This window comes from Microbulbifer sp. CnH-101-G (assembly GCF_052466775.1).
In genome coordinates this window covers 3093519-3118969 of record NZ_CP174292.1, presented here as the reverse complement: position 1 = coordinate 3118969, position 25451 = coordinate 3093519, and the positions used below count along the sequence as shown (strand labels likewise).

General features: G+C 48.3%; 20 protein-coding genes and 1 pseudogene. 10 read left to right on the top strand and 11 right to left on the bottom strand.

The window, feature by feature from the left end; translation table 11 throughout:
* The first annotated feature begins 80 nt into the window (after positions 1-80).
* The 7 genes and pseudogenes from dapB (at position 81) to greA (ending at position 8929) form a co-directional block, all read left to right on the top strand.
* A complete protein-coding gene (gene dapB / locus ACJJID_RS13800) occupies positions 81-896 on the top strand; it encodes a 4-hydroxy-tetrahydrodipicolinate reductase (RefSeq protein ID WP_444919976.1) in 816 nt (271 codons plus the stop codon).
* 192 nt (positions 897-1088) lie between these two features.
* Positions 1089-1490, top strand: a pseudogene (locus tag ACJJID_RS13795) (ATP-dependent zinc protease family protein); the annotation flags it as partial.
* Between the two features lie 84 nt (positions 1491-1574).
* Positions 1575-2513 carry a 30S ribosomal protein S6--L-glutamate ligase gene (gene rimK / locus ACJJID_RS13790; RefSeq protein WP_444922637.1) on the top strand — a complete coding sequence of 313 codons (939 nt, stop codon included), beginning with the start codon at positions 1575-1577 and terminating at the stop codon, positions 2511-2513.
* 187 nt (positions 2514-2700) lie between these two features.
* A complete protein-coding gene (locus ACJJID_RS13785) occupies positions 2701-3279 on the top strand; it encodes a YfiR family protein (protein ID WP_444919975.1) in 579 nt (192 codons plus the stop codon).
* Positions 3280-3609: 330 nt separating this feature from the next.
* A complete protein-coding gene (gene carA / locus ACJJID_RS13780; protein ID WP_444919974.1) occupies positions 3610-4758 on the top strand; it encodes a glutamine-hydrolyzing carbamoyl-phosphate synthase small subunit in 1149 nt (382 codons plus the stop codon).
* A 380-nt stretch (positions 4759-5138) separates the two neighbouring features.
* Entirely contained in the window at positions 5139-8366 is a 3228-nt protein-coding gene (gene carB, locus ACJJID_RS13775) for a carbamoyl-phosphate synthase large subunit (protein ID WP_444919973.1), read from the top strand.
* An 86-nt stretch (positions 8367-8452) separates the two neighbouring features.
* Complete coding sequence (gene greA, locus ACJJID_RS13770; RefSeq protein ID WP_152454806.1) at positions 8453-8929, top strand: transcription elongation factor GreA; 477 nt, start codon at positions 8453-8455, stop codon at positions 8927-8929.
* Positions 8930-8993: 64 nt separating this feature from the next.
* Here greA and ACJJID_RS13765 read toward each other — a convergent pair whose 3' ends face one another.
* The 11 genes from ACJJID_RS13765 to ACJJID_RS13715 all read right to left on the bottom strand — a co-directional run bounded on the left by ACJJID_RS13765 (position 8994) and on the right by ACJJID_RS13715 (position 20729).
* Positions 8994-9872, bottom strand: a complete 879-nt coding sequence (locus ACJJID_RS13765) for a hypothetical protein (protein WP_444919972.1) — start codon at positions 9870-9872, stop codon at positions 8994-8996.
* 432 nt (positions 9873-10304) lie between these two features.
* Positions 10305-11186, bottom strand: coding sequence for a hypothetical protein (locus tag ACJJID_RS13760; RefSeq protein ID WP_444919971.1), 882 nt, complete (start codon positions 11184-11186; stop codon positions 10305-10307).
* A gap of 268 nt (positions 11187-11454) precedes the next feature.
* Positions 11455-12345, bottom strand: a complete 891-nt coding sequence (locus ACJJID_RS13755; protein WP_444919970.1) for a hypothetical protein — start codon at positions 12343-12345, stop codon at positions 11455-11457.
* Between the two features lie 936 nt (positions 12346-13281).
* Positions 13282-14304, bottom strand: a complete 1023-nt coding sequence (locus ACJJID_RS13750; RefSeq protein WP_444919969.1) for a hypothetical protein — start codon at positions 14302-14304, stop codon at positions 13282-13284.
* A 665-nt stretch (positions 14305-14969) separates the two neighbouring features.
* Complete coding sequence (locus ACJJID_RS13745; protein WP_444919968.1) at positions 14970-15989, bottom strand: hypothetical protein; 1020 nt, start codon at positions 15987-15989, stop codon at positions 14970-14972.
* A 506-nt stretch (positions 15990-16495) separates the two neighbouring features.
* A complete protein-coding gene (locus tag ACJJID_RS13740; protein WP_444919967.1) occupies positions 16496-17446 on the bottom strand; it encodes a hypothetical protein in 951 nt (316 codons plus the stop codon).
* Between the two features lie 741 nt (positions 17447-18187).
* Entirely contained in the window at positions 18188-18727 is a 540-nt protein-coding gene (locus ACJJID_RS13735) for a hypothetical protein (RefSeq protein ID WP_444919966.1), read from the bottom strand.
* Positions 18728-18769: 42 nt separating this feature from the next.
* Entirely contained in the window at positions 18770-19642 is an 873-nt protein-coding gene (locus ACJJID_RS13730; RefSeq protein ID WP_152454798.1) for a CsgG/HfaB family protein, read from the bottom strand.
* Between the two features lie 30 nt (positions 19643-19672).
* On the bottom strand, positions 19673-20092 hold the full coding sequence (locus tag ACJJID_RS13725) for a curli assembly protein CsgF (RefSeq protein WP_444919965.1): 420 nt from the start codon (positions 20090-20092) through the stop codon (positions 19673-19675).
* Positions 20092-20520, bottom strand: coding sequence for a CsgE family curli-type amyloid fiber assembly protein (locus tag ACJJID_RS13720; protein ID WP_444919964.1), 429 nt, complete (start codon positions 20518-20520; stop codon positions 20092-20094). Before ACJJID_RS13720 ends, ACJJID_RS13725 begins: the two co-directional genes overlap by 1 nt.
* Positions 20517-20729 (bottom strand): response regulator transcription factor, encoded by a 213-nt coding sequence (locus tag ACJJID_RS13715; RefSeq protein ID WP_444922636.1) that lies wholly within the window; start codon positions 20727-20729, stop codon positions 20517-20519. The genes ACJJID_RS13720 and ACJJID_RS13715 overlap by 4 nt, the downstream gene beginning before the upstream one ends.
* Before the next feature lie 1330 nt (positions 20730-22059).
* Here ACJJID_RS13715 and ACJJID_RS13710 point away from each other — a divergent pair.
* From ACJJID_RS13710 to ACJJID_RS13700, 3 genes are all read left to right on the top strand, one after another.
* Entirely contained in the window at positions 22060-23412 is a 1353-nt protein-coding gene (locus tag ACJJID_RS13710; RefSeq protein ID WP_444919963.1) for a hypothetical protein, read from the top strand.
* 74 nt (positions 23413-23486) lie between these two features.
* Positions 23487-24398 (top strand): glycerophosphodiester phosphodiesterase, encoded by a 912-nt coding sequence (locus ACJJID_RS13705; protein ID WP_444919962.1) that lies wholly within the window; start codon positions 23487-23489, stop codon positions 24396-24398.
* Between the two features lie 50 nt (positions 24399-24448).
* Positions 24449-25360 (top strand): MBL fold metallo-hydrolase, encoded by a 912-nt coding sequence (locus ACJJID_RS13700; RefSeq protein WP_444919961.1) that lies wholly within the window; start codon positions 24449-24451, stop codon positions 25358-25360.
* The last annotated feature ends 91 nt before the right edge of the window (positions 25361-25451 follow it).

The window sequence follows — 25451 nt, the reverse complement described above, 5'->3', positions numbered from 1 at the left end:
AAAGGCATTGTTTTTGTAGCTGCCCTCAGGAAGAGCGGGGTAAGATTCGCAACCTTATGGGCGTAGACAGGAGTGTTGTTGTGGCGGTAAAGATAGCGATCAGCGGATTTGGTGGGCGAATGGGCCGGGCTCTGGCGGAGGCACTGACGCTCACTGGGGAAGCGGAACTCAGTGCCGCTGTTGTCCGGCCTGGTTCCAGCTTGGTGGGGGCCGATGCCGGTGAAGTAGCGGGCTTGGGCCGTAATGGTGTCGCCATTGTGGATAACCTGGAAAAAGCCGAGTTTGATGTGTTGATCGATTTTTCCGCGCCTCTCGCGACCCTATCAAATACTGCTTATTGCGCCACTCACAGTCGCCCCATAGTGATAGGCACTACAGGATTTACCGCGGAACAGAAAAGCGAAGTACTCGCTCACGCTAAAAAAATCCCACTGTGCCTGGCCAGTAATTTTTCCACAGGCGTAAACCTGTGTTTTAAATTGCTGGAGACCGCTGCAAGGGTAATGGGTGAGGATGCGGATATTGAAATTGTCGAGGCCCATCACCGCCATAAAGTAGATGCCCCCTCGGGCACGGCTCTCAGTATGGGGGAAGTGCTGGCCGAGACCCTGGGGCGTGATCTCGACAAAGTGGCGATCTACGGTCGCGAGGGGCAGACTGGTGCTCGGGAGCGCGATACCATCGGCTTTGCCACTGTGCGAGGAGGAGATGTGGTTGGCGAGCATTCTGTGATGTTTCTCGCCGAAGGTGAGCGAGTTGAAATCAGTCATCGCGCCAGCAGCCGTCTTTCTTTTGCCCGCGGCGCGGTGCGTGCGGCACTGTGGCTGAACGGCGATGATTACTCGCAGCGCGCCCCTGGCCACTACGATATGCGCGATGTGCTGGGATTAAATTAATTTTCCCTCCGCAATAGTTTTATTCGTGGGTTAGCCTCGGGTCTACTTCGTAGACTCTACCCATAAGCGGTATCGGTAATATGGGTTAAATCAATGCTGTAAATTGGCGAGGCCTGGCCTCGCAATGGATGACAGTAATTCGGGTCGTTTACTCGCTCGATAAACCAAAAAATATTTTGAGGATTTTTTCGTTTGGAAAAAAAGCTGATTGTCGGTAGCGAAGAGTGGTGTGCTTTTCCCGGTCTGGGAATTCCTGCGATTAAGGCTCGGGTCGACTCCGGGGCTAAGACATCTTGCCTGCATGCCTACAATATTCAGACGTTTAAGCGCGACGGTGAGCCCTGGGTCAGCTTTGAGGCGCATCCATTGCAGCACCAGCGCCGCCCAACGGTGCGCTGCGAGGCCCGAATGCTGGATAAACGTGTGGTGCGCAGCTCCTCCGGTGAATCTGAGCGGCGCCCAGTGATTCGCACCGCACTTTCCATCGGCGGTAGCGTTTGGGATATCGAGCTGACCCTGACCAATCGTGACAGCATGGGTTATCGCATGTTGCTTGGGCGTGAAGCGATGCTTGGGCGCATGATGGTGGACCCTTCGGAGGGTTTCTGCCTGGGTGATTTGCCACAAAGCCAGCTGGATGAATTTTATCGGGACGAGCACCATATTGCCGGCACAGGCCTGCGTATCGGTTTGCTGGCTTCCAATCCGGACCTTTATAGCAACCGCCGCATCATGGAAGCGGGTGCCGAGCGCGGCCACCGCATGACCTTCCTGGATGTTCGCCAGTGTTATATGAAGCTGGATGCGGATGAGCCCGAGGTGCATTACCGCGATGGCAGAGTCCTTAACAATCTGGATGCCATTATCCCGCGAATTCGTCCGAGCCAGACCTTTTACGGTTGTGCCCTGACTCGCCACTTTGAGAGTCTGGAAGTGTTTGCCCTGAATGGTTCTGCGGCGATCAGTCAGTCGCGGGATAAGCTGTTTTCCCTGCAGCTCTTGCAGCAGAGCGGCTTGAGTATCCCCACCTCCGGTTTCGCCAACTCGCCGGTGGATACCAATGAGCTGATCGAGATGGTCGGTGGCGCGCCACTGATCGTGAAACTGTTGGAGGGGACCCAGGGACGCGGTGTCGTGCTGGCGGAAACCCGCAAAGCGGCGGAATCGGTCATTAACGCGTTTAAATCCCTGAAGGCCAACCTGTTGGTACAGGAGTTTATCCGCGAAGCTCAGGGCAAAGACCTGCGTCTGTTCGTGATCGATGGGCGTGTGGTGGCCTCTATTCAGCGGGAGGCGGCGCCGGGTGAATTCCGGGCCAATATCCATCAGGGTGGAACTGCTTCAGTGGTCAAGGTCACGGCAGATGAAAAGCGCATAGCGATTAAAGCGGCAAAAGCGCTGGGTTTGAAAGTGGCGGGTGTGGATATTATCCGCTCGCGCAAGGGGCCGCTGCTGCTCGAGGTGAACTCCTCCCCCGGCCTGGAGGGCATCGAGAGCGCAACCCGTAAAGATATTGCTGGGTCTATGATCATGTCGATTGAAAAGGCGCTCAAATGGCGTCCGGCGACAAAATCGAATGAGAGCAGTGTCGACCTGGAGAAGAGTACGTCTGATTAGTCGATGTTGATTGGGGCGCCGGCGGCACTAAGTCCAGTGGGCTAACCTTCAGAGGTGGCCGGGCTTTTCGCTGGCGCGCTCATCAAGCCTCGGCAAATAGTTTGCCCTGGTATCCGCCGATAGACACTCTCTGCCTGGGCCGCCCCTGCCCCCGGCAGCTGGTGTAAACCGCAGGGTTTTACTGACCGTGAAGACACACTGCCGCAGAGCTTCTGTTCCCAGCCTACCCCTGATTTTTACCCTATTACTGAGCTTGCTGATTGCGCCTTTGACTCAGGCCGCGGTACATCTCTCCGATACCCCCCTGGGACGGCGTGTGATGGTGGATTACATCGTGCATTTCGCCTATAACCTGCAGTGGCCGGTCAATGCGTTTGATAACTACACCGCCCCATTCAAGGTGTGCCTGATGGGAGGGGATTCCCTGGGGGAGACGCTGGCGGAGCGCTTCCGAAACCAGCGTATTGACGGTCGCAAGGTGGCGCTGGAGAAAATTGACTTCAAGGATATACTGCGCGCGCGCAAGTGCCAGATCGTAATTCTCGGCGCTATGGATCGCGCCAATCTACTCAAAGCGCTGGTTACTGTAGAATTCTTCCCGGTTCTTACGGTGAGCGATGCCAATCGCTTTGCCGCAACCGGCGGAATGATCGAGTTTGCCGATTCCGGCGGCGAAGTGGCGCTGCGCATGAATAAAACCATGCTGGAGAAGGCGGAGTTAAAAATGGGCAACAGCTTGTTCCGTCTTGGGCAGAAACCAGACTGAGGAAGATTTCCTGCCTGGTTTGGCGTATTTTTGCACTAGCGTTCAGAGGGGAATTCGCGTAGAATCTGCGCCCGAATTTGGGCTGGTGTCGCGAAGCTAAATCGCACAGCGCGAGCCCGCTAAAAGCCGGTGGCAAGCATCGGCCAATTTGTGAGAGCCGCGCGTGAATAGATTTTTAAAGCGAGATGAAGCTGCGATGTTTCATCTCGCTTTTTTATGCGCGCGCCAGTCAGGAGCCTGTATGCTCCAAAGCCCGAAAACCCCGCCCGGAAGCAGTTCTGAAGATTGGAGTTCAATTTGACTAAAGCTGTCCCTACGTCGGAGGCCTTCATGCCCCACAACTTTATGCAGAGTACAACTCCCGCCCTGCTGGTGCTCGCAGATGGTAGCGTCTTTGAAGGACGCGCGATCGGCGCCCACGGCAGTTCTGTTGGCGAGGTGGTGTTCAACACCTCAATGACCGGCTACCAGGAGATCCTTACCGACCCCTCCTACGCCCGCCAGATTGTGACTCTGACCTATCCGCACATCGGCAACACTGGCACCAACCAGGAAGACGAGGAGTGCGCCGATATCTGGGCTGCCGGCCTGGTGATCCGCGATCTGCCACTGATGGCCAGCAGCTTCCGCAGTGAGCAGTCTCTGGAAGACTACCTGCGCGATCGCAATATCGTCGGTATCGCCGATATCGACACTCGTCGCCTGACTCGCCTGCTGCGTGACAAAGGCGCCCAGAGTGGTTGCATCGTTGCCGGTGACAATATTGATCGCGAAGAAGCCCTGACCAAGGCCAAGGCATTTGCCGGCCTGAAAGGGATGGACCTGGCCAAGGTGGTGAGCACCAAGGAAGCCTACCCCTTTAGCGAAGGTACCTGGGAACTGGGCGAAGGCCACAAGGCCGCACCGGAACAGCCCTTCAAAGTGGTGGCTTACGACTTCGGTGTGAAGCGCAATATCCTGCGCATGCTGGTGGATCGCGGCTGCGACATCACGGTAGTACCGGCGGAAACCCCGGCTTCCGAAGTCCTGGCGATGAATCCCAACGGCGTATTCCTGTCCAATGGTCCCGGTGACCCCGAGCCCTGTGAGTACGCGATCACCGCTATTCGCGAAATCCTCGACGCCGGTATCCCCACCTACGGCATCTGCCTGGGCCACCAGTTGTTGGGCCTGGCGGTGGGCGGCAAAACTGCCAAGATGAAGTTCGGTCACCACGGTGGTAACCACCCGGTACAGGACCTGAACAGCACCAAGGTGATGATTACCGCGCAGAACCACGGTTTCGAAGTGGACGCCGGCAGCCTGCCGGACAATGTGGAAGTTACCCACAAGTCTCTGTTCGACGGCACCCTGCAGGGCATTCGCCTGACAGACAAGCCGGCCTTCAGCTTCCAGGGGCACCCGGAAGCGAGCCCGGGCCCACACGATGTGGCGCCGCTGTTCGACCACTTTATCGATTTGATGAAAGAGCGCGCCTAAGGGTGCAGCCGCCCAGGGTTGGGCAAATAACCGCCGCTTTTGCGGCGGTTATAAGGAGACTCTGAATAACGCCGTAATACCTCTGCGGGTCCTTGAAGGCTGCAGATGTTAGGCGCAGCTTGCCGCGAATGGCCGTAGCCCTTTGCAAGAGCTGCAACGCAGCAGCTGTGGCCTTCAAGGCCCGCCCTTCGGGGCTTGCAGAGCGATTCACACTCCGCGTTGCGACTTCTTGAAAGGTCTAGACATTCCTGCGAAGCCGCGCCTTGATTGTGAACCGCTCTGCAAGCCAGAGGCATCACGGAGTTGTTTAGAGTCTCCTTATCAAGACACGTATGAAATTTAGCGCAGCCGGCCTTAGCCGGTAGTAGAACGGAAGAAAGATGCCAAAACGCACAGATATCCAAAGCATTCTGATTATCGGCGCAGGCCCCATCGTGATCGGCCAGGCGTGCGAATTTGACTACTCCGGTGCCCAGGCCTGTAAGGCGCTGCGCGAAGAGGGCTACCGGGTGATCCTGGTGAACTCCAACCCGGCTACCATCATGACCGATCCGGCCATGGCCGATGCCACCTACATCGAGCCGGTGGAGTGGCGCACCGTTGCCAAAATTATCGAGAAGGAGCGCCCCGACGCCATCCTGCCCACCATGGGTGGCCAGACGGCACTCAACTGCGCCCTGGACCTGGACAAGCACGGTGTCCTGAAAGAGTTCAATGTCGAACTGATCGGTGCGGACAAAGACGCCATCGAAAAAGCGGAAGACCGCGACCTGTTCGACAAGGCGATGAAGGCCATCGGCCTGGAAACCCCGCGCGCCAAGATCGTGCATTCCATGGAAGAGGCGAAGAAGGTACCGGAAGAGTTCGGCTTCCCGGTGATTATCCGACCGTCCTTCACCATGGGTGGCTCCGGTGGCGGTGTGGCCTACAACTGGCCGGAATTTGAAGAGATTTGTAAGCGCGGTCTCGACCTCTCCCCCACCAACGAACTGCTGATTGACGAATCCCTGCTCGGCTGGAAAGAGTACGAGATGGAAGTGGTTCGCGATAAGAACGACAACTGCATCATCGTATGTTCCATCGAGAACTTCGACCCGATGGGTGTACACACCGGTGACTCCATCACTGTCGCTCCGGCGCAGACGCTGACCGATAAGGAATACCAGCTGATGCGCAACGCCTCTATCGCGGTACTGCGCGAGATCGGCGTTGAGACCGGGGGCTCCAACGTACAGTTCGGCGTTTGCCCGAAGACGGGCCGCGTGGTGGTGATCGAAATGAATCCCCGCGTATCCCGCTCCTCCGCACTGGCTTCAAAGGCCACCGGCTTCCCGATTGCCAAGGTCGCGGCCAAGCTGGCAGTGGGTTACACCCTGGATGAGCTGCAAAACGACATCACCGGCGGTGCTACTCCTGCCTCCTTCGAGCCATCCATCGATTACGTTGTCACCAAGATTCCGCGCTTTACCTTCGAGAAATTCGGTGAAGCCGATGCGCGTCTGACCACCCAGATGAAGTCTGTGGGTGAAGTGATGGCGATCGGCCGCACCTTCCAGGAGTCCATGCAGAAAGCCCTGCGCGGCCTGGAAGTGGGCAGCTTTGGCCTGGAAAGCAAGGTCAACCCGAAAAAAGATGGTGCCGAGAACCGTGTGCGCCGAGAGCTTTCCGTACCGGGTGCCGAGCGCATCTGGTACGTGGGCGATGCCTTCCGTATGGGTATGAGCGTCGGCGAAGTTTACGACCTGTCCGGTATCGATCCCTGGTTCCTGGTGCAGATCGAAGAGCTGATCAAAATCGAAGAGCCGCTCAAGTCCCTGCCCACCTCGGCGCTGACTGCGGAGCATATGCGCTTCCTCAAGCGCAAAGGCTTCTCTGATCGCCGCCTGGCGGACTTGTTGGGGGTGAGCCAGAAGACCGTGCGCGAATTCCGCCACAAGCTGGGCGTATTCCCTTCCTACAAACGCGTGGATACCTGTGCCGCTGAATTCAGCACCTCCACTGCCTACATGTACTCCACCTACGATGAGGAGTGCGAAGCGGAGCCGTCCGATAAGAAGAAAATCATGGTACTCGGCGGTGGCCCCAACCGTATCGGCCAGGGCATCGAGTTCGATTACTGCTGTGTACACGCCGCTCTGGCGATGCGCGAAGACGGTTACGAGACCATCATGGTCAACTGTAATCCGGAGACCGTTTCCACCGACTACGACACTTCCGACCGCCTCTACTTCGAGCCGGTAACCCTGGAAGACGTGCTGGAAATTGTTGCCAAAGAGAAGCCGGAGGGCGTGATCGTACAGTTCGGTGGCCAGACTCCGCTGAACCTGGCGCGCTACCTGGCCAACGAAGGTGTGCCGATTATCGGTACTACCCCAGAACAGATCGACCGCGCCGAAGACCGCGAGCGTTTCCAGCAGATGATTATGCGTCTCGGCCTCAAGCAGCCGAAGAACGCTATCGTGCGCTCTGTCTCCGAAGCCATCCAGGCGGCGAAAGACGTGGGCTATCCGCTGGTTGTGCGCCCGTCTTACGTACTGGGCGGCCGCGCGATGGAGATCGTCTACAAAGAAGACGAGCTGCTCACTTATATGAAAGAAGCGGTACAGGTTTCTGACGAAGCGCCGGTACTGCTGGACCACTTCCTCAACGCCGCCATTGAGGTGGATATCGACGCGGTCTCCGATGGCCAGGACGTTGTGATCGGCGCCATCATGCAGCACATTGAACAGTGTGGTGTTCACTCCGGTGACTCCGCCTGCTCCCTGCCGCCCTACAGCCTGCCGGCGGATGTGCAGGACCGTATGCGCGAAGAAGTGAAGGCCATGGCTCGCGAGCTGGGCGTAGTTGGCCTGATGAATACCCAGCTGGCCTACCAGGACGGCGAGATCTATGTGATCGAAGTGAACCCGCGCGCTTCCCGTACTGTACCGTTCGTCTCCAAGTGCATCGGTACCTCACTGGCGAAAGTGGCTGCGCGCTGTCAGGCCGGTATCAGCCTGCAGGAACAGGGCTTTACCGAAGAGATCGTACCGGACTACTACTCCGTTAAAGAGTCAGTATTCCCCTTCAATAAGTTCCCGAAAGTGGACCCGATTCTCGGCCCCGAGATGAAATCCACCGGCGAAGTGATGGGCGTGGGCGCGACCTTTGCAGAAGCCTTCGACAAAGGTTTGGTTGCCGCTGGTGACCGCCTGCCGGAATCCGGCCGCGTGTTTATCTCTGTGCGCGACTTCGACAAGGCCGATGCCGTGGGTGTAGCCCGGGATTTGGTGGAGCTTGGCTTCGAGGTGATTGCCAGCCGAGGCACCGCCAAGGTCTTGCAAGATAACGATATTCCCGTTACAACCGTCAACAAGATGAGTGAAGGTCGCCCGCATATCGTCGATATGATTAAGAACGACGAGATTGCGCTGGTGGTGAATACCACCGAAGGGCGCCAGGCGATTCGCGATTCCGCGGATATCCGTCGCAGTGCTGAGAACCACCAGGTGTGTTACACCACCACCCTGGCGGCGGCTCAGGCCATGGCGATGGCCATGCGCCAGGAGCAGCCGCTACAGGTGCGCCGCCTGCAGGACCTGCACCAGCGTGTGGTAAAGCTGTCTTAATCATCTAAAAACAATCCGTCATTTCCGACCGGGCCTTGTGGCAACACAGGGCCCGGTTGCGTAGTAACAATAATGGAGGTCCCACATTGAACCGGGTACCAATGACCGTCGAAGGCGCAGAAGCGCTGCGTTCAGAATTGGAAAATCTGAAAAAAGTCGAGCGCCCAGCGGTGGTGGAAGCCATTGCCGAGGCTCGCGAACACGGTGATTTGAAGGAAAATGCCGAATACCATGCGGCGCGGGAAAAACAGGGCTTTATTGAGGGGCGTATTCAAGAGATTGAAGCCAAGTTATCTCACGCCCAAGTAATCGATGTGAAGTCGATTGAGCCCAGCGATAAGGTAATTTTCGGCACCACGGTAACCATCATTCATCTGGATGACGATGCTGAAGTGACTTATAAAATCGTGGGTGACGATGAGGCGGATGTGAAAAAACAAAAAATCTCAGTGAATTCGCCGATTGCCCGCGCACTTATTGGTAAGGAAGTGGGGGAAGTCGTTGTTGTACACACGCCTTCCGGTGCAGTGGAATATGAAATCGATACTGTAGAGCATCTATAAAAGATCTCTTAGTAAGAAAAAGGGCGGCCAGAGGCCGCCTTTTTTCTTGGGGGCAGGAGCAGCTTTACTGGGAAACGAAACTTTGATTGTTTTCACCGTGTTGGTGAACCTTGGCGGTCTCATTGAAACCAAACTGGGCGACGAGGCTGTTGTTATTCGAACCATTCTGGATGGCTTCGGCGTGATGATTTTCACCGATTTGGCCCAGGTACACATCATTCCCGTGGCCAAACTGCATGGTTTTACCAAAGTGGTTGCTACCAGCCTGGGAAATATCCGCCTCGTTATACCAGCCTTCCTGATACATTTTGGCCTCATGACTGTGGCCCAGCTGGCGAATGTCGGCGTCGTTGTTACCGCCATCTCCCTGGGTCAGGTGGGCCTTGTGAAATTCACCAATTTGGAGAATATCACCCTGATTCATTTCACCACCTTGAGAGAGCATGGCTTCACTGCCATGGCTACCTACCTGAGTTACAGTCGCGTTACTGTAGTCACTGTTTTGTAGGATGGTTGCTTGGTTGCTACTACCTGATTGTTGGTAGGTCCAAGCGGTGTTACCAATGCCTTCCTGTATATGGTGAGAAAAGCTACTGTGCTCATCAAACTGGAAAGTTAAGGAGCTATTGTCGATACCAAATTGCTCACTCATCGCTGTATTTTCAGACCCACCTTTCTGGAAAGCATTTGCGTAGTTACTAGTCCCATCCTGGAATTGAAGAACCGTACTGTGGTGTTCATAGACCTGAATACTAACGGCAGTATTGAACCCCTGATGCTGTTCCTGACTAACGTAATTGTGGTGGCTGCCGGGTCCCGCCTGATCAACATAGGCGTTGTTACCAAAGCCATTTTGATCCTGGTAAGCAGTATTGTTATCGGCAAAAGCGGTACCGCTTAGAATTAAAACCATAGTGGCAGGAATTGGGGCTAAAATTTTCATGAGTATCTCCATTACTACTTAAAAAAAGAGCATCACGATAGAGGACAGTGTTAAGTTGCTAAGCCGGTATGCTGTGTAGTTAGCGTGAGCTTTTACAATTAGGCGCTAAATTTTTTTTGGCAGCGCCCCTGTAAACTGTTTAGGCAAACTTGCACGCAAAGTGCTTAAGTAAAAAGATCGAGTTGATACAAAGTCGAAGAGGGGGTAAAACTGGCGCATTTTGATTGGCATCCCTGATACTGCTTAGGAGTCCATAATTTCGTTCCGTCCCTTTTAGTGTTGCTTCAGTGATAAAAAAAAGCCATAGGAGAGAAGTACTATTTAGCTGGGAGGGAAGTCTTGGCCAAGAAAAAATCAAAGATTAAGAAATAATTAGAAAATGCCAGTAGAAACTGGCACTTGGTTTCAGAAAATAAGTGATATTGGTAACACCTATTGAACAATATGGCTTTGATTATTAAATCCTACTTGTAGAGTGTCACTGCTCTGATTAATACCGGATTGCGAAATTGAAACGTGATTAAAGCCGCCAAATTGCTCAGCGTTTACCTTGAGATTAATGCCAGATTGAAGCACATAAGCTTCATTGCTAATGCCTAACTGAGTGACTGATCCAATATTACTGTCACCTGATTGAGCAAGATCAATCAGGTTATCCACTCCGGTTTGCATCGTCGTTGCACATTGACTGCTGCCTAGCTGAATAGCATCGGTCTTATTGAATCCTCCGCTCTGAACTATAGAGGCCTCATGAGAAAAACCTTGCTGGTGACTTTCAACGCTATTTAATAGGCCTGCCTGCATAATATTGATGTCACCATTAAAGTTTGTTATCTGGCTGGCCGTTGCTATATTCAGGCGGTCACTTTGCTGAATTTGAATACTGTTGTTGGACCCTAGTTTTTGAATGGTTAAAGCAAAGTGACTTTGTCCATCCTGGGTGTGTAAAGAGAAGCCTTGAACCTGATTGATCTGAAAGGTTGCTGACTGACTATTGGAGCCAATCTGCACGCTTTGACCAGCATTACCACTCCCGAAAGCCTGGCTGACCTCAGATGAATGTTGTTGTCCCGTCTGATATTGCGCAGCGGTACTACCGACTTCGACTGCTTGATTTGCTATTGCGTCATTATAGAAACCAATCTGCTCCTGAATGATTAAGTTACTCTGGTTGAGGGGGAACTGTTGAATGGCTGTTGCATTGTTCCCAATTCCGACTTGAACTTGACGAACAGTTTGGTCATCAGCTTGAGCTGAAAGAGAGTAGCCGGTTAATAGGGTGGTTGCTAAAAGTAGCTTGCTAAAATGCGTCATAGGTTTCTCCACAACTGCATAAATGGGAGGCTCGGGTACTTGTTAATTCTTGATGCAAAAAATAAGTGCCACCATGAGAGAAATGTGGGTAACTTTTGAGACTTAATTCTCAGTAAATGGTTCTATAAGTAAGTTTTTAAAATATGGTAGGTACTTAAAGATAAGTGCTAAAAGGTAAGCATAAAAGGGCTGTACCTACGGTGGGGTAAATAGTTATAGAAGCCAAAGACCAACTTTAATCTTTAGCTTCTACTAGGATAGGAGATATTTATTGATTCACTATGGCAGTATTACCGTAGCCGGTTTGGGTGATATTTGCCGACTCAGAAAAACCACTTTGTATCACTGTGGCTGTATTCATACCGCCAGATTGATTAACAACTACCATGTGCCCACCACCCAAACCACCATTGCCTGACTGCATAATCGTAGCTTGGTTCAGATAACCATCCTGAGTAACAAAGGCACTGTTGTACCAAGAGACTTGAACAATTGTACTGTTGTTACTCTCGCCTTTTTGTAAGATATCTGCTTCGTTATACATATCGGACTGGGAAATTTCGGCGTTATGCGACATGCCAGACTGAGAGATGTTGGCATAGTGGCCTGTTCCCTTTTGGCTGATCATTGCTTCGTGGTAAGAGCCGTCTTGGAAAATATATGCCTCTGAATTAAAGCTGGCATACTGTCCTACTAATGCGCCGTGAATATTTCCTATTTGTTCAATAACTGAGACATTATCACTACCTAAATGCTGTTGAATTTCAGCTTCGTTGCCCATGCCATTCTGGAGAATTTTGGCCTGGCTATTTTGAGCAGAAATCTGGAACGAATTAGCGTGGTTATCCATGCCCCCCTGAAAAATCAAGGCTTCATTTCCGATGCCCCCCATTTGTAAACTATAAGCTTCGTTTAACTTATCTTCTTGTACCTGATATATAAGGCTATCCGTTTCATTTGTCTGGACGGCCTCAGCGTTATTAAGATTGCCGCTTTGAGAGATTTCTACAGTGCTGTCGATAGTGCTGCTGTCAGTTTGATCAACCAAAGCGTGATTATTGTTGCCGTTTTGCTCAAAAGTTACTGTGTTTCCTGACGCATGTGTGAGCCCACTGGCAGAGGCCATAATTACCAGAGACAGGGCTGTAATCTTTCTCACGTTTAACTCCTGTATACTACTTAATCCATCATCGTTCAGCGTGTTTCTGGAATAGCTATACCTATTTAATATTGGTAATAGTCGCTTTCTGCTATAACTTTAGCTTAACTTATTTGGAGTAAAGTCTAATGGCGTTAAGTACTTTGATTTTTTGAATCTAATTTTTAATCTGCGCGGTGGGTGGGGTATTTTAGGTGTCATAGAGAGGAGGTTAGATGACAATCTTATATCTGTTTTGTGAATTTAAAATAAGTTTCGGTTAATGAGCTGGGGGCATAATAGGTCAATACCTGATTTTATTGTTGACACTGACAAATACGTATAAAAGTGTGTCATTATCAATTTGACTGGAGTGGTATATGGCTATTAACTGTGTGAATTGTTAAGAGGTTAGGATTTAAATTGATATTAGAGGTTTATTCTAATGTTTATTGCTCGCATTTAAAAGTGATGTCAGCTTGTTGTCGAGAAGCTATCAAGGCTAGCTGCCAAATAAGAGATTGGTTGTTATTGTACAGCTGTTACTGTAAATATTTTTGTATTGTCTGGTAGGGTTTTTTCTTTAATTTATTGATGTCTGTGCTCAGCATTTTGGCTGGTTGGTGAGTGCGGTAGCAGTGCTAAAAATATTAATATTTCAGTATTGCTTAGCTATCTTTGTTTTCTAGTATAAAAATATGCCTGTTATTGTATTTTGGTTGAATATAGAAAAATTTCTTTTGGGGGTTGTGTTCTGTTTGCTAATCGAAATCAGAAGGTTTTAGCTGTTAGAGGGTTGGGTTCAGTTTATATTAAGGTTGTGAACGTAGCCTTCTTGTCAATTCTCATTAATGTCGTTTTTCAGCATTTTTTTGTTGATGCTTTCTAATGGGTAATTTTGCTTTCCTTCAAAAGATAATGTTTGAATTATCTTTTGAAGGATTTTAGATGGGATTTCTAAGGTATAATAAGGATGTTTCCGTCACCAATCTGGTTTACCATCATTATGCTATTGTCGTCAGCTTGTACCACCGAGATGAAGTTAGAGCTACCAATTTGCATCGCATTAAATATATTATTGTCTCCAAACTGGGTGATAAAGTATTGATTCAAGTTACCACCAGATTGACTGATGGTGGATTCATTCATATCACCTGGTTGAGAGACTCCAACAGTGTTCTCTTGAGATAACTGTTCAGAAAAGGACATATTTCTGTCTCCCGATTGGTTGTGCACAGCCATGTTGGACTCCCAGTACTGCTCTATATTGATCCGGTTGCTTGAACCTGACTGTGCGATAGTTAGCTCATTGTATTTACCAAATTGGAAGGTTGCAGATTCATTTCCAGCTCCATCCCCCTGGGACACGTAGGCAATTTGTGCGTTGCCAACTTGTGTGGAAGAAATAAAGTTAGCTAAACCATCAAATTGGATTGTATTAATCTGATTGCCCCCAATAAAGTGCCCTTCCTGATTTATTATTGTAAGGTTTGAGTCCACGTCAAACTGGATTACTATGGCGCTATTGGAATTTTTGGTCTGGTTAATTATGGCATCTGATAAGAAGTTGCCGGTCTGATTAACTAGTGCCATTTGTCCACCCCAACCACTCTGAGAAATTGTTGTTGATGTGATATTGGTTGATAACTGATTGGTGGTGGCGTCGTTATCGTTGGAGCTTTGGGTAATAGAGGCAGATGTCTCTACGGTACTGCCTTGAATAGATGTGGCACTATTTGTGTTACCGACTTGGGTATGAGTAATCTCGCTATCAGTAGTGTTGTCTTCTTGTTGCGGGTTAGAGAAATTAAAGTTACCAGTTTGATTGATAATTATATCGCTATTAGTTACAGAAGCTTCTTGCACTGGAGTAACTAAATTCCCCATACCATTCTGGTTGATAATTAGGGTATTGGCCATGGCTCCACTTGTGGTAATTGTTACCAGTAGGGTGGCAGTAATTGGAGTGTACTTGTTCAATGGTTACTCCTTGTGGATATCAGGATAAATTTAATAGATTTTCTGATCAAGAATACATGTTAAATGTAAGTAACTTTCTTTCATTTGGGCTTTCTTCTTGCAGGGTGACCTCTTCAATATTTCTCTTTCAAAGAAATAGAAAAGATGATGGATCTAGTTTTAATTTTAATTCTAACTTTGAGATTTAGTGCATCTTCTCGATGTATTTCACGTGATGTTATGTATAGTTTTGTTGAGAAATTTGCCGTTTTCCATGAGAGATAAGACTCATTGATGTAAGGGAAAAGTATGATTCTACTTTGATAAGCATTTTAGTGATATACAGTATCTGTTGCCGTAGGGATGATTTTGGGTTGATGAAATTTGGCATTTTTCTTTTGCCAAGAGTGATTGTTAGTTCTTCTAGAGTGTTGCGATAAATTATTCGTTAACTTATTCTTGATAGAAATTTATGGTTATATCAATATCTTTCTTGGCAGGCTTAATTTGGAGGTTGTGATTTACGTGGAAATGTTAAATCTCTTGATGATTTAAATATGTATGCAGGTGTTTTTAAGGGTTGGTTGATGAAAATATTTGATAATTATTTAAATTGTTAAAATACATCATTAAACTAAAAAGCTGACCCGCCTGGGTCAGCTTTGGTGTGAGCCTAAACAATAACTCTATGGAACAATAACAAAATGACCATCGCCAATCTGGTTGATTACTATCAGTCCTGGAGCTGCTTGGTTCACTGCATAAAAGTTTGAGTTACCGTCCTGCAAACCAACAAACATACCACCATTTGAAGTCTGAGTAAGGAAACCTTGGTTCATATCTCCAAATTGAGTTATATCAGAGGTGTTCATGTTGCCAATTTGGTTCACACCTACAACGTTTGACATGCCGTCCTGTAGAGTCATGGCCCAGTTATTACTACCAGACTGAGCATGCACAGCTACGTTAGACTCCCAGTATTGCTCAATATTACTGATATTGTTATCTCCTGATTGGGCGACACTAATATCGTTGTACTTACCAAACTGGTAGGAGAAAGATGAATTACCTGATCCTCCTATTTGGGAAACGAGTCCAGTTTGTGCGTTACCAATCTGGGTGGCATCAATAGAGTTAGAGTCACCATTTCCTTGATTTGTCTCGATTTCATTATTACCAATAAAATGCCCTTCTTGCGTAACTACCGCTGTGTTAGCCGTTCCGCTGAACTGATTCACCGTGGCGGTGTTTAAATTCTTTGTTTGGTTGACTTGAGCAGAGTTTGCGGTAGTACCAAACTGATTAACTGTTGCCACTTGGCCTACCCAGCCACTTTGTGAGATACCGATTGCTGAGCTGGTGGTAGAGACCTGGCTAGTAGTTGCACTGTTATCGTCATTTACTTGGGTAATCACAGCGGATGAACCGGAGGCACCATCTTGTACTGATGCTGCTCCGTTCGTGTTACCAAATTGGTTGTGGAGAATCAAACTATTACTGGTGTTATTTATTTGCTGTGGGGCGGAGAAATTCATGTCTCCAGTTTGGTTAATGAAAATAGTGCTGTCGGTCACTGTACCATCTTGAAGGGGGGCGACAGCGTTTCCCGCACCATTCTGATTAATGATCAGGGTGTTAGCAGCCATGGCGCCACTTGCAGCAATTGCCAGGAAAACACCTGCAGCAATCGGGGTGTACTTTTTCATCGGTTACTCCTTAGAGATATCAGATTTAGCTTGAAAGCTTTTTTGCTAGAGAGATTATCAAAACAGCATCGGAAGCCTGCGTGAAAATTGCTTTTCCTGGTGTAGGGGAAAATCGTTGAGGTTTTTTCCAAGGATTTCAATTGGAAATTTTTCCATTTGAGTTCTAGGAAAAATCATAGGTACCTCGTGAATATCAGCTTGATGCTGTGTAGAGTTTTGTGGGAAAAGCGCTAGACGGCTATGGGAGATAAGTTTCGTTGATCTAGGAAGAAAGTATGTTTTTTAGCTGCGTGAATATTCGAATGCCATACGATTTTTACTTAAATAGCAGTGAGTTATAGGGTGATGTATATCGCGCAAATTACTAATGGTTGATCATCTTTCTGGACCGCTGACCTTAATAAAGCTAAAAGAATATTTTTCGTAAAAGAAAATCCAGTCATAAAAAAGGCGGTCAAATGATGACCGCCACAAGATATTCTCTCTCTAAGAAGCTACAGTAAGAGCTACTGGAAAATGAAACCGACGTTAAATGCTCCAGCTTGATTCGCCATAGCTGTTTCGTTGGAACCGAGCTGGACAGTGGTATGCACATTGAGAGTTCCAGCTTGTAAGGTCTGTGCACTATGCCCTACACCACCTTGAGTAATGGTAGCAATATTGATTATGCCAGCTTGTGCGGTAAAGGCGTCGTGAAGTGAGCCTGCTTGTGCATGGATTGAGATATTGCCAAAACCAGCTTGGAGAGTGTTTGAGTCATTGGCCAGCCCAGCTTGAAGCACTGTGGCATTGTTCAGTGTACCCAACTGTGAAGAGCTTGAGCTATTTAGTAGGCCAGATTGAGCGTGGGTTGCAATGTTGAGGGTGCCAGCCTGATTAGCGACAGCAGTATTACCAACGGCTAAAACCTGGGCCAAATTTGCAATGTTTGCGGTGCCAGCTTGATTGACAAGAGCACTGTTTCCAGCACTTAGAATTTGAGTGACTGTTGCGAAATTTGAGGTTCCCAATTGATTAACTGTTCCGACATCTCCCAATGAGGCTGTCTGGAATACTGAGCCAAAGTTTGTATCCCCAGCTTGATTAATAGCGGCTGCTGAGCCTAGTGCGGGCGCTGCCTGGGTGGTAAGGGCACCGTTGCCATTACCAACCTGAGTAACAGAAGCCGTATTCAGGCTTCCGCCAAGCTGAAAGGAATTTGCACTGTTCCCGTTGCCAACTTGTGAATGATTTATTTGGTTGGTATCACTGCCCAATGCTTGCAACGCATTAGAGAAGTTGACATTACCGATCTGAGTTTGAGTCACTATGTTATTATCGTTGCCGGGTCCTACCTGAGTAGATATAGCCAGGTTGGCAACACCAGCTTGATTTTGCACGGTGGTATTGTTTGCCGCAAATACACTGCCACTTGTGGCGATCAGAATAGCGGCTGCGATGGGTGTTAACGCCTTCATGCGATACTCCTTTACTCTGGACGTTTTAGATTCAGCACACACTGTGCTGAAATTACTGACATCTTCCAGATGTCATGGATTCACAATGCAGGATTCCTTTACTCCTGGAAAAGCTGCATCGTTGAATTCTTGCTGAATAAAATAATCAGCGATTAGTACTTCAATCTACCAATTTACTTTACTTGGATGGCTTAACTGCTCTTTTGCCGATAGGGGAGGTTAGTTGTCTCCCAGATACTGCATTGGGGACCACTCTTGAGAGAGGGCCAGTTTGGCTTTGAGACTTTGATCTCTAAACAACCTAATGTCTGCATGACAAAATGTCCAAGAGGTGTAAAACAACATTCGATCAGATATGTATAGAGTTTTGCCGCTAATAGAGCGGTTCGCTATAGGACATAAGTCACTAAAAAGTAGGAATATAGTTCTTTTATTTTTCCTGGCTCTTTAATAGGCAGATTGGGTTAAATTTTCAGTTGAATTCATGCCTTTTGCCTGGGTAAAGCGGAAGTGAATATTGGATACACATGTTTTTACGTAACCAAATTTTATTGGATCACCTGCTAGAAGGTTTTCATGATCAAAATAGAGAAGAATACTAATAGGGGAGTAGAGAGTATAGTCTGTTGAGGTTTGTCAGAAGAAGCCAGGATGACAGGCCTGGCATCTTTGTGGGGAGTTTTCTGGGAAGGTCTCAGTGAGGTTTTTTTGAGACCGCGCGCCTTTGTAAGTTACATATATTTAATCGAATTGGCGGATATAAGTTGTAGTTGCTGTACCCATCACGGTGACTGAGGTATGTAATCCATGGCCACTCTGGTAGATGTTTACTTTGTGTAGCATTCCGATTTCCTCCACATGGGCGCTGTTTTGCATACCGAACTGGGTAATTCCGGCGGAGTTGCCCACACCATATTGTTCAATATCTATCAGGTTTTCATAGCCCACCTGGATTAGCCCACTAAGGTTTTGTTCACCCACTTGACGTGAAAGTACAACGTTATTCTCACCGGTCTGTGTCACCGAAAGATTGTTTCTATTGCCATCTTGATGTGCAGATGTGTAATTGGTTCTCCCTGACTGGCGTACATTAACATTGTTCACGCCACCTTCTTGGTTTATTACCGTGAGGTTGGAAACGGACAGTAGGTTCGCCGAACTCAATTCGCTACTTATGGCAAGCTCGCTGTTGGTATCAAGGTCAGTGGCGGCGCACACCTCTGTGAATAAACTGAAAAAAGCGGTTGCGAGCAAAACAGGAGATTTATGACTGCTTGGCATAGTTCCCTCTATCACTGTTAACTACTGATACCCATCACGAGGCTACATAATAACTGTGCTGTCGTTTAGATAGTATTGCAGTATAGGGTTGTTGATATCATCGGGATTCGCCAATGCCCAGGAGTTGTGCACAATGCCCTCGCTGATCAGGTGAATCACCGCAGATTCCATCGCTGAAAGCATAGCAAGCTGAGCGGGCTCGTTATAGGTTACTCCAGCTTCCATTTCTAATAGGCGCCGGAACTTCACATAGCGAAATACATCGGCACTGATTGCTTTCGAATAGACCGTTTTTGATGTCAATACTGAGTGTAATATTCTGCCCGAACGTATATCAATCGCACGCAGGTTAACCGTTACCTGATCAACACGATACTGCTCATCAGCACCGATGCCAAAGTACCTCGCCCCGGCACCACCAGTTTGGATATTTTGATCGTAAGCGACTATGCCACCCTCAAGGAGTACGTTGGCTGCAATTAGGGTTGGCAGCGGAATACTATTATTGGCTGGCGCATCCGGTTTACTGAGTCCCGCGCGGATAATCTTGCGCTCTGTTAACAGGTTTTGTAAGCCCTCACGCTCCAACGCGATAAACCATCCAGACTCGTTGAGCACATCCATCAACATGGCTGCACCACCCTGGGTGACTGCGGTGGAGAAGCTGCTGTTAGGAGCGGGTTTGTATTGCCCTGTCTGGTCACGAAAGCTGTACACCGCAGCCAGGATTTTTCCCTTGGGCTCGGGAAGATTTATCAAATCCCGAAAAGTATTCATACGTGGGGTCAGCATGGCATCGGTCCGCCCAGGACCAAAGAGCGCATCACCAACACTTTTTACTGCAGAACACCCGCTTAGAGTGAGTGTGAACGCCAGTGCGGGCAAGGCTAGGGCTTTTTTTATTGCATTGCGCATTGCCAGTTTTCCTTCAGAGTTGATTCTTATCTAGTTTGTGGGGTTGAGCCCACTAACAACAATCTCGCTTTTATCTCCCGTGTTTCTGTCAGTAATCAACACGGTGAGAACACCGTCATTGTCGACAATCTGTACGACGAAATCGTCGGTAATTAATTCGCCACTGTTTCCATCGCCGACATCCGTCAAGAGCTGGTTGAGTAGTCGTGTCTCTAGGGAGTCGGTAAAGCGGTCCAGGGCGCTAGGTTGTTCATAAATGCTGTCATGCTTATCTGGATCATCATGATCATCTTGCGATTGTGCATTTTGTAATAAGTAAGTACCGTTTAATGGGTTGCCACCAAAATTCGGATTAACCGGTTCATAAATTAATTCGGTTGCAAGCGCAGCACTACAGGTAAATAAGTTGGCCGCCAATAATGTCGGATAAATGAGGCACTTTTGGTTCATTAGAATTCGTCCTTTCCCAAATCAAAATTATCTATAAAGGCGCTGCTCACCCGGTCTTTTAACACCGCCTGATGAATATATTGAGCGGCTTCATCGGCCAAGCGATGGATATTGTTGGTGCTTGGGCTGATAAAGCGTCGAAATACTATTTTGTCGTTATAGGTAACCCATATCAGGTTCCCCCAGCGAGCTGAGGGACGCTCATAAATGGTTAAGTTATAAGTTGCATCTGGATAATTTAGATTTCTGTATTCACTGAGATACCTAGCAAAATCATGACCTGTCCGGGTAATTGTTCGATCGATGTTAAACCCGCTGATTTCGTCTTCCAGTCTGCCTGAATCGGTGTCTGCTTCAGGGACTGTGGTGTCATCCTGAGCAACTCCAGCAACTATAAAGAAGGCGAAAATCAGCGGGCTTAATCTCATATTCGCTCTTCCTGGAGATTGAGTTTTGCCCAGTTGCTGGCTTGCAAGCGATTCTTTACGCCGATTTTCCGAAAAATGTTATACATGTGATTTTTAACAGTATGCTCACTCAAATGTAATTTGGTTGCGATCACACTATTGGGTTCTCCTGTGGTTAGTTGCCCAAGGATTTCCTGTTCTCTTCGTGTAAGGGGTAAGGGGTTCTGCATACCTTCAGAGTGGCTACTTTCACAGCTGTGAATAGCAATGTTGAGCCTCTGAATAAGTTTTTCCTGGCTGATGTTGCTGTCACACAACAAGTAGAAGCCATTCTGGCGGAGTTTTTCTGAGATGTGGTTTGGTAAGTCCGCGGGAAAGTTGATGAGAATCGCTTTTGGGTGTCTGATTTTCTTTAAGTCAGAGATAAAATCCTTGGAGCAGCTGTTGATGCCTATCTGCCAGCAGTCGATTATGATTGCCTCGTAGTGTTGTAGACAGTGTCTCTGTTTTCCTATGCAGGCTTTTTCCCATGGCATGGGAATGGACTGAGAAAACAGTGAAAATAAAAGATCGCCCTGAAGGCCGGAATTGCTAAAAAAAAGAACCGGCATATACCTCGTACCTCTCCTTGAAACAGATGGACCGCTCCCAATGCTAAGAGCTGGATCCGTTATCGACTCCTGTCGTAAAAGTTTCCTGGTTGATCTTCATGATCTCTAGAAAATATCGCTGCTAACGAAAAGCACCTCTTTGTTTTAGGGAAAATGACTCACTTGGTGAGAATTTAGTTTGGAGTGTAGTCGTGGGCGTGAGGGCGTCTGGAAAAAAAGATGCCTTATTTTGTATTAAAAATGTTCATCAATGACGGGTGTCGTCTAGCTGTTTAATTCGTTGAATTAACTGAGCGTGCAAGCTTTTTCAGATTTTATTGTACAGTTTTATACGTGTCACTTAATTCTATTGCTGATGATGTTGCGAGTGTTTGTAGGGGTGATGATGAAGAAAAATTTATGTCTGGTAGCACATTTTATCTCTAGTTGGTGAATTGTTTTTCTGAAATAAATATTTCTGGGGAGTTTTATATCGAAGGCATGATTTCACTCTTAATGGATTTCTAGGTAAATCTTCAGTTCTATTTGAGTTTGATCGGATTGCAGCCTCGGTATTTAGGCGTTGGGTGGAGCGGTTAGGGTTGTACTAAAGCTATGAAAATTGCCAGAAGGCTTAACTCGGAAGACGGTCCAAGCGTATGTCGAAGTTGAACCAGGAAAGCCTGGAATTTTTTACCTCCGGGTAAATCATCGTTGTGTGAAATGAACGCTGTAGACGAGTGTCGCAATAAAGCAACATAAAGTGTGACATTTGGGACGATTGTCGGTGCTTCAGCTGTTAGGATGGCCTATCGCACGGTTCTATAGGAAAAGTGATGTCATGAGTTACTTATTAGAGTTACTACCACTTTGGTTGTGGGCTGGTTTGGCGTCTGTTTCGTTATTTTTCCTTAGGAGACTTGTACATCGAACGATTTACTCACTTGCAAGGTTATGTCACCACTCTTTATTGTTTGCTGCTAATTCGGTGGGGCTAGCCGGGCAGAGCCTGCGTGAGCGCAATCGGGAAGTGCTACTTGCCACAGGCCGCGAGATGACAGAGTGGCAAATTGAGCGGGAGTTTGAGCGAATAGAAGACTCCCTGAGGCGCGAGCTGACGCAATATCCTTCGCTACACCGCCAACTCTGTGAGCAGTTGGCGGCTATAGATGATGACTATGTGCGCAGCGCAGAGGTGCCTCCCGAGCCGTCAAATTGGGCTAGGGCGATTCGCTCTGTCACGGAAATTCCCACTCCAGATGATACGGTTGTGGCGGATGTGTTAGAGACTATCAATCACTCAATGCGCAAGGCTGAAAGTAAAGCCCTGGAAGCTTACCGGGAGTCTATAAGGGAACGCCATCAGTTACTGAAGCGGATGATGCCCGGTTGGCGCGCAATGCTAAAAAACCTGGGGCGAATTAATAGGAGCGTGGAGTCTGTTATTCACCGTAGCAAAGTGTTGGATGAGCATATGTCACGCTACGAGGATATTTTGCAGGAGAGCGACCGCAGCTTACACCTTCTATCCGTTTCTTCTTTCAGTCGTTTTTTAATTTCCTCACTAGTGATGTTCGTGGCAGTAGCGGGGGTTTGGCTGAATCACCAATTAATCGCACGACCAATGACAGAGATTATTGGAAGTGGGGGCTTTCTAGGGAGTTACTCGACAGCCGATATTGCTGCCTCAATTTTGATTTTCCTGCAAATCCTTGTTGGCCTTGTAATTATGGAATCTTTACGGATTTCGCGTTTATTTCCCTCTATTGCTTCCCTGGCAGACCCTATACGCAAACGTATACTATGGTCCGCATTATTCCTACTGCTGTGTTTTTCCAGTGTTGAGGCGGGGTTGTCACTCTCAAGGGACCTATTATTGCAAGGCGATCAGTTACTTACTGGTATACCTGGGGTGAGCGAACTTAGGTTTGAGGAGGCAAAGAGTTACTGGGCACTCGGGCTGGTACAAATGCTGCTGGGTTTTATTCTTCCTCTGGTTCTTGCTTTTATAGCAATACCACTGGAGCAGTTCATAAACTCTGCACGTACCGTATTTGGATGTTTATTGGTGTTATTCCTGGATTTATTCGCTACGGGCTTACGCCTTTTAGCGACTCTCTCAATGCATTGTGGCATTTTGCTCAACCGTACCTATGATCTCATTATATTCCTGCCACTTTGGATGCAGCGAGCCTACTGGCAAGCTCGCAATACATCAAGGCCGGATACTGTGGTGGCACAAAATGAAGTGCAGATAAATGGATATAATCATAAGGAAACGGTTGGAGAAAGTGTACCTGCAGGGCAAACCGCTGGTGCCTAAATGTTTGAGGGATGATGCTTGGATAAATAGGCTTAATGTCTTTTCGTTTTATTAAGTTTAGGTGACTGAAATAGATGTGGATGCTTTTTATTTTCTGTGTGTTGTTACTCGTGCTTTTCTTTTATGCACGCTCCGGTGTCGCTCCTGAATCTGCACTAAAACTTTCCTCGTGCAAAGGACCTATGGTCATAGCCCATGGCAATGACTGCGGTAATGGATTTTTTCCAGGGAATACCCAGGAATATCTGCAGAATATGGTGGCATTGGGAGTAGATGCCATTGAAATAGACCTCTGGCTCAGTGCCGATGGGCATTTGGTGTTGCGTCACGACCCGGATCTGGAAGATTCAACGGATGGCAGTGGTTTTATTGAAGACAGAACCCTGGCTGATTTACGCAATTTAAATGCCGCTTACCACTGGAGTAGGGATGATGAGACCTATCCCTACCGCCAAAAGCCCTTAAGAATCCTCACCCTAGAGGAAGCCTTTGAGTTAGTTGGTTCGATACCATTAATTTTGGATATAAAAAGTGAGCAACTACGAGCTGCCCATGTTTTGAGTGATGTGCTGGAATCTAGAGGTAAGAAGAGTCAGGTTATTGTCTCCTCTTTTAACCACAGGGTTATTCAAGAATTTCGGCGCTTGAGCCCGGATACGGCGACAGGTTCTACTAGCTGGGAGGCGGGTCTTTTATTTTTTGCCCAGCTGCTGCGGGCAGAGAGCTTGCTGGCGCCCCGCTACCAGACAATGCAATTATCTATGTTCTTCTGGGGGTTAGATGTCGTCACTAAGGGTACCCTGAGGGCAGCCCATAAACTCAATTTGCATGTCTCTGTGTGGACCGTAAACGGACGGGCGGATCTACAACGCTATATCGACCTGGGTGTGGATGGTATTGTTACCGACCGCCCGGATTTATTAATAGCCATGTTGCCCGGCCGGGAGACGAAAACAGAGACTAAGTTGCTCGAGCAGGCCTCCTGAATTGAGCACTGTCACGATAAAAATATGACAATAAAAATAGAGCAACCTTTATGAAAAAGATCGCAGCTATTGCGGCGCTGGCGGGGTCATTAATAGGCACGCCGATATTGGCGGAGGACCGTTTTGCCAAGGTCGAAATCAGCAGTGAACCGGTGGCGGGTAATGTATATATGCTCCAGGGGGCTGGCGGTAATATCGCAGTGCTGGTTGGAGAGGACGGTACCTTTATGGTGGATGACCAGTATGCGCCACTCACTGCGAAGATACAGAAAGCGGTGGAAAGTCTGGCAAAACAGCCGTTGCGCTTTGTGATCAATACCCACTGGCATGGTGATCACACTGGCGGCAATGAAAACCTGGGTAAAAGCGGTGCCCTGATCGTCGCCCATGAAAATGTGCGCAAGCGTATGAATACCGAGCAATTTATTGAAGCTTTCAAGCGCAGGGTTGAGCCCTCACCGCCGACAGCACTGCCGGTAATTACCTTTACCGATGCCACTACTTTTTACTGGAATGGTGATGAGGTGATGGTGCAGCATGTCGGCCCGGCTCATACCGATGGTGATTCCATTGTGCATTTTGCCAAAGCTGACGTGATTCATATGGGCGATATCTATTTCAACGGTGCCTATCCATTTATCGATCTGTCGTCTGGCGGCTCGGTGGATGGCGTGATTGAAGCTATGGATACTGCATTGGCGCTATCTGGACCAAATACCAAAATTATTCCCGGGCATGGCCGCCTGAGTAGTCCCGCCGAGTTAAAAGTGCAACGGGATATGCTGGAGACCCTACGGGATCGCATCCAGAAACTGGTCGATAGTGGTAAAAGCCGCGATCAAGTGCTTGCTGCCAAACCGACTAAGGATTTTGACGAGCAGTATGGCAAGGGCTTTATGACCCCGGATATTTGGACTGGAATTGTTTACGACTCCCTGGCTGCAAAATCCAAGAAGTCCTGACCATACTTCGAGGCCGACTATTTAAAACCGGAAAAAACTGTTGATATAAAAAAGGCCCGGAGTGAAATACCCGGGCCTTTTTGCTTTGGCG

Bases quoted from the DNA above. Each gene is read 5' to 3' on its own strand.
- carA (WP_444919974.1), top strand. From the start codon at position 3,610: ATGCCCCACAACTTTATGCAGAGTACAACTCCCGCCCTGCTGGTGCTC.
- carB (WP_444919973.1), top strand. From the start codon at position 5,139: ATGCCAAAACGCACAGATATCCAAAGCATTCTGATTATCGGCGCAGGC.
- ACJJID_RS13765 (WP_444919972.1), bottom strand. From the start codon at position 9,872: ATGAAAATTTTAGCCCCAATTCCTGCCACTATGGTTTTAATTCTAAGC.
- ACJJID_RS13760 (WP_444919971.1), bottom strand. From the start codon at position 11,186: ATGACGCATTTTAGCAAGCTACTTTTAGCAACCACCCTATTAACCGGC.
- ACJJID_RS13745 (WP_444919968.1), bottom strand. From the start codon at position 15,989: ATGAAAAAGTACACCCCGATTGCTGCAGGTGTTTTCCTGGCAATTGCT.
- ACJJID_RS13740 (WP_444919967.1), bottom strand. From the start codon at position 17,446: ATGAAGGCGTTAACACCCATCGCAGCCGCTATTCTGATCGCCACAAGT.
- ACJJID_RS13735 (WP_444919966.1), bottom strand. From the start codon at position 18,727: ATGCCAAGCAGTCATAAATCTCCTGTTTTGCTCGCAACCGCTTTTTTC.
- ACJJID_RS13730 (WP_152454798.1), bottom strand. From the start codon at position 19,642: ATGCGCAATGCAATAAAAAAAGCCCTAGCCTTGCCCGCACTGGCGTTC.
- ACJJID_RS13725 (WP_444919965.1), bottom strand. From the start codon at position 20,092: ATGAACCAAAAGTGCCTCATTTATCCGACATTATTGGCGGCCAACTTA.
- ACJJID_RS13720 (WP_444919964.1), bottom strand. From the start codon at position 20,520: ATGAGATTAAGCCCGCTGATTTTCGCCTTCTTTATAGTTGCTGGAGTT.
- ACJJID_RS13715 (WP_444922636.1), bottom strand. From the start codon at position 20,729: ATGCAGAACCCCTTACCCCTTACACGAAGAGAACAGGAAATCCTTGGG.
- ACJJID_RS13705 (WP_444919962.1), top strand. From the start codon at position 23,487: ATGTGGATGCTTTTTATTTTCTGTGTGTTGTTACTCGTGCTTTTCTTT.
- ACJJID_RS13700 (WP_444919961.1), top strand. From the start codon at position 24,449: ATGAAAAAGATCGCAGCTATTGCGGCGCTGGCGGGGTCATTAATAGGC.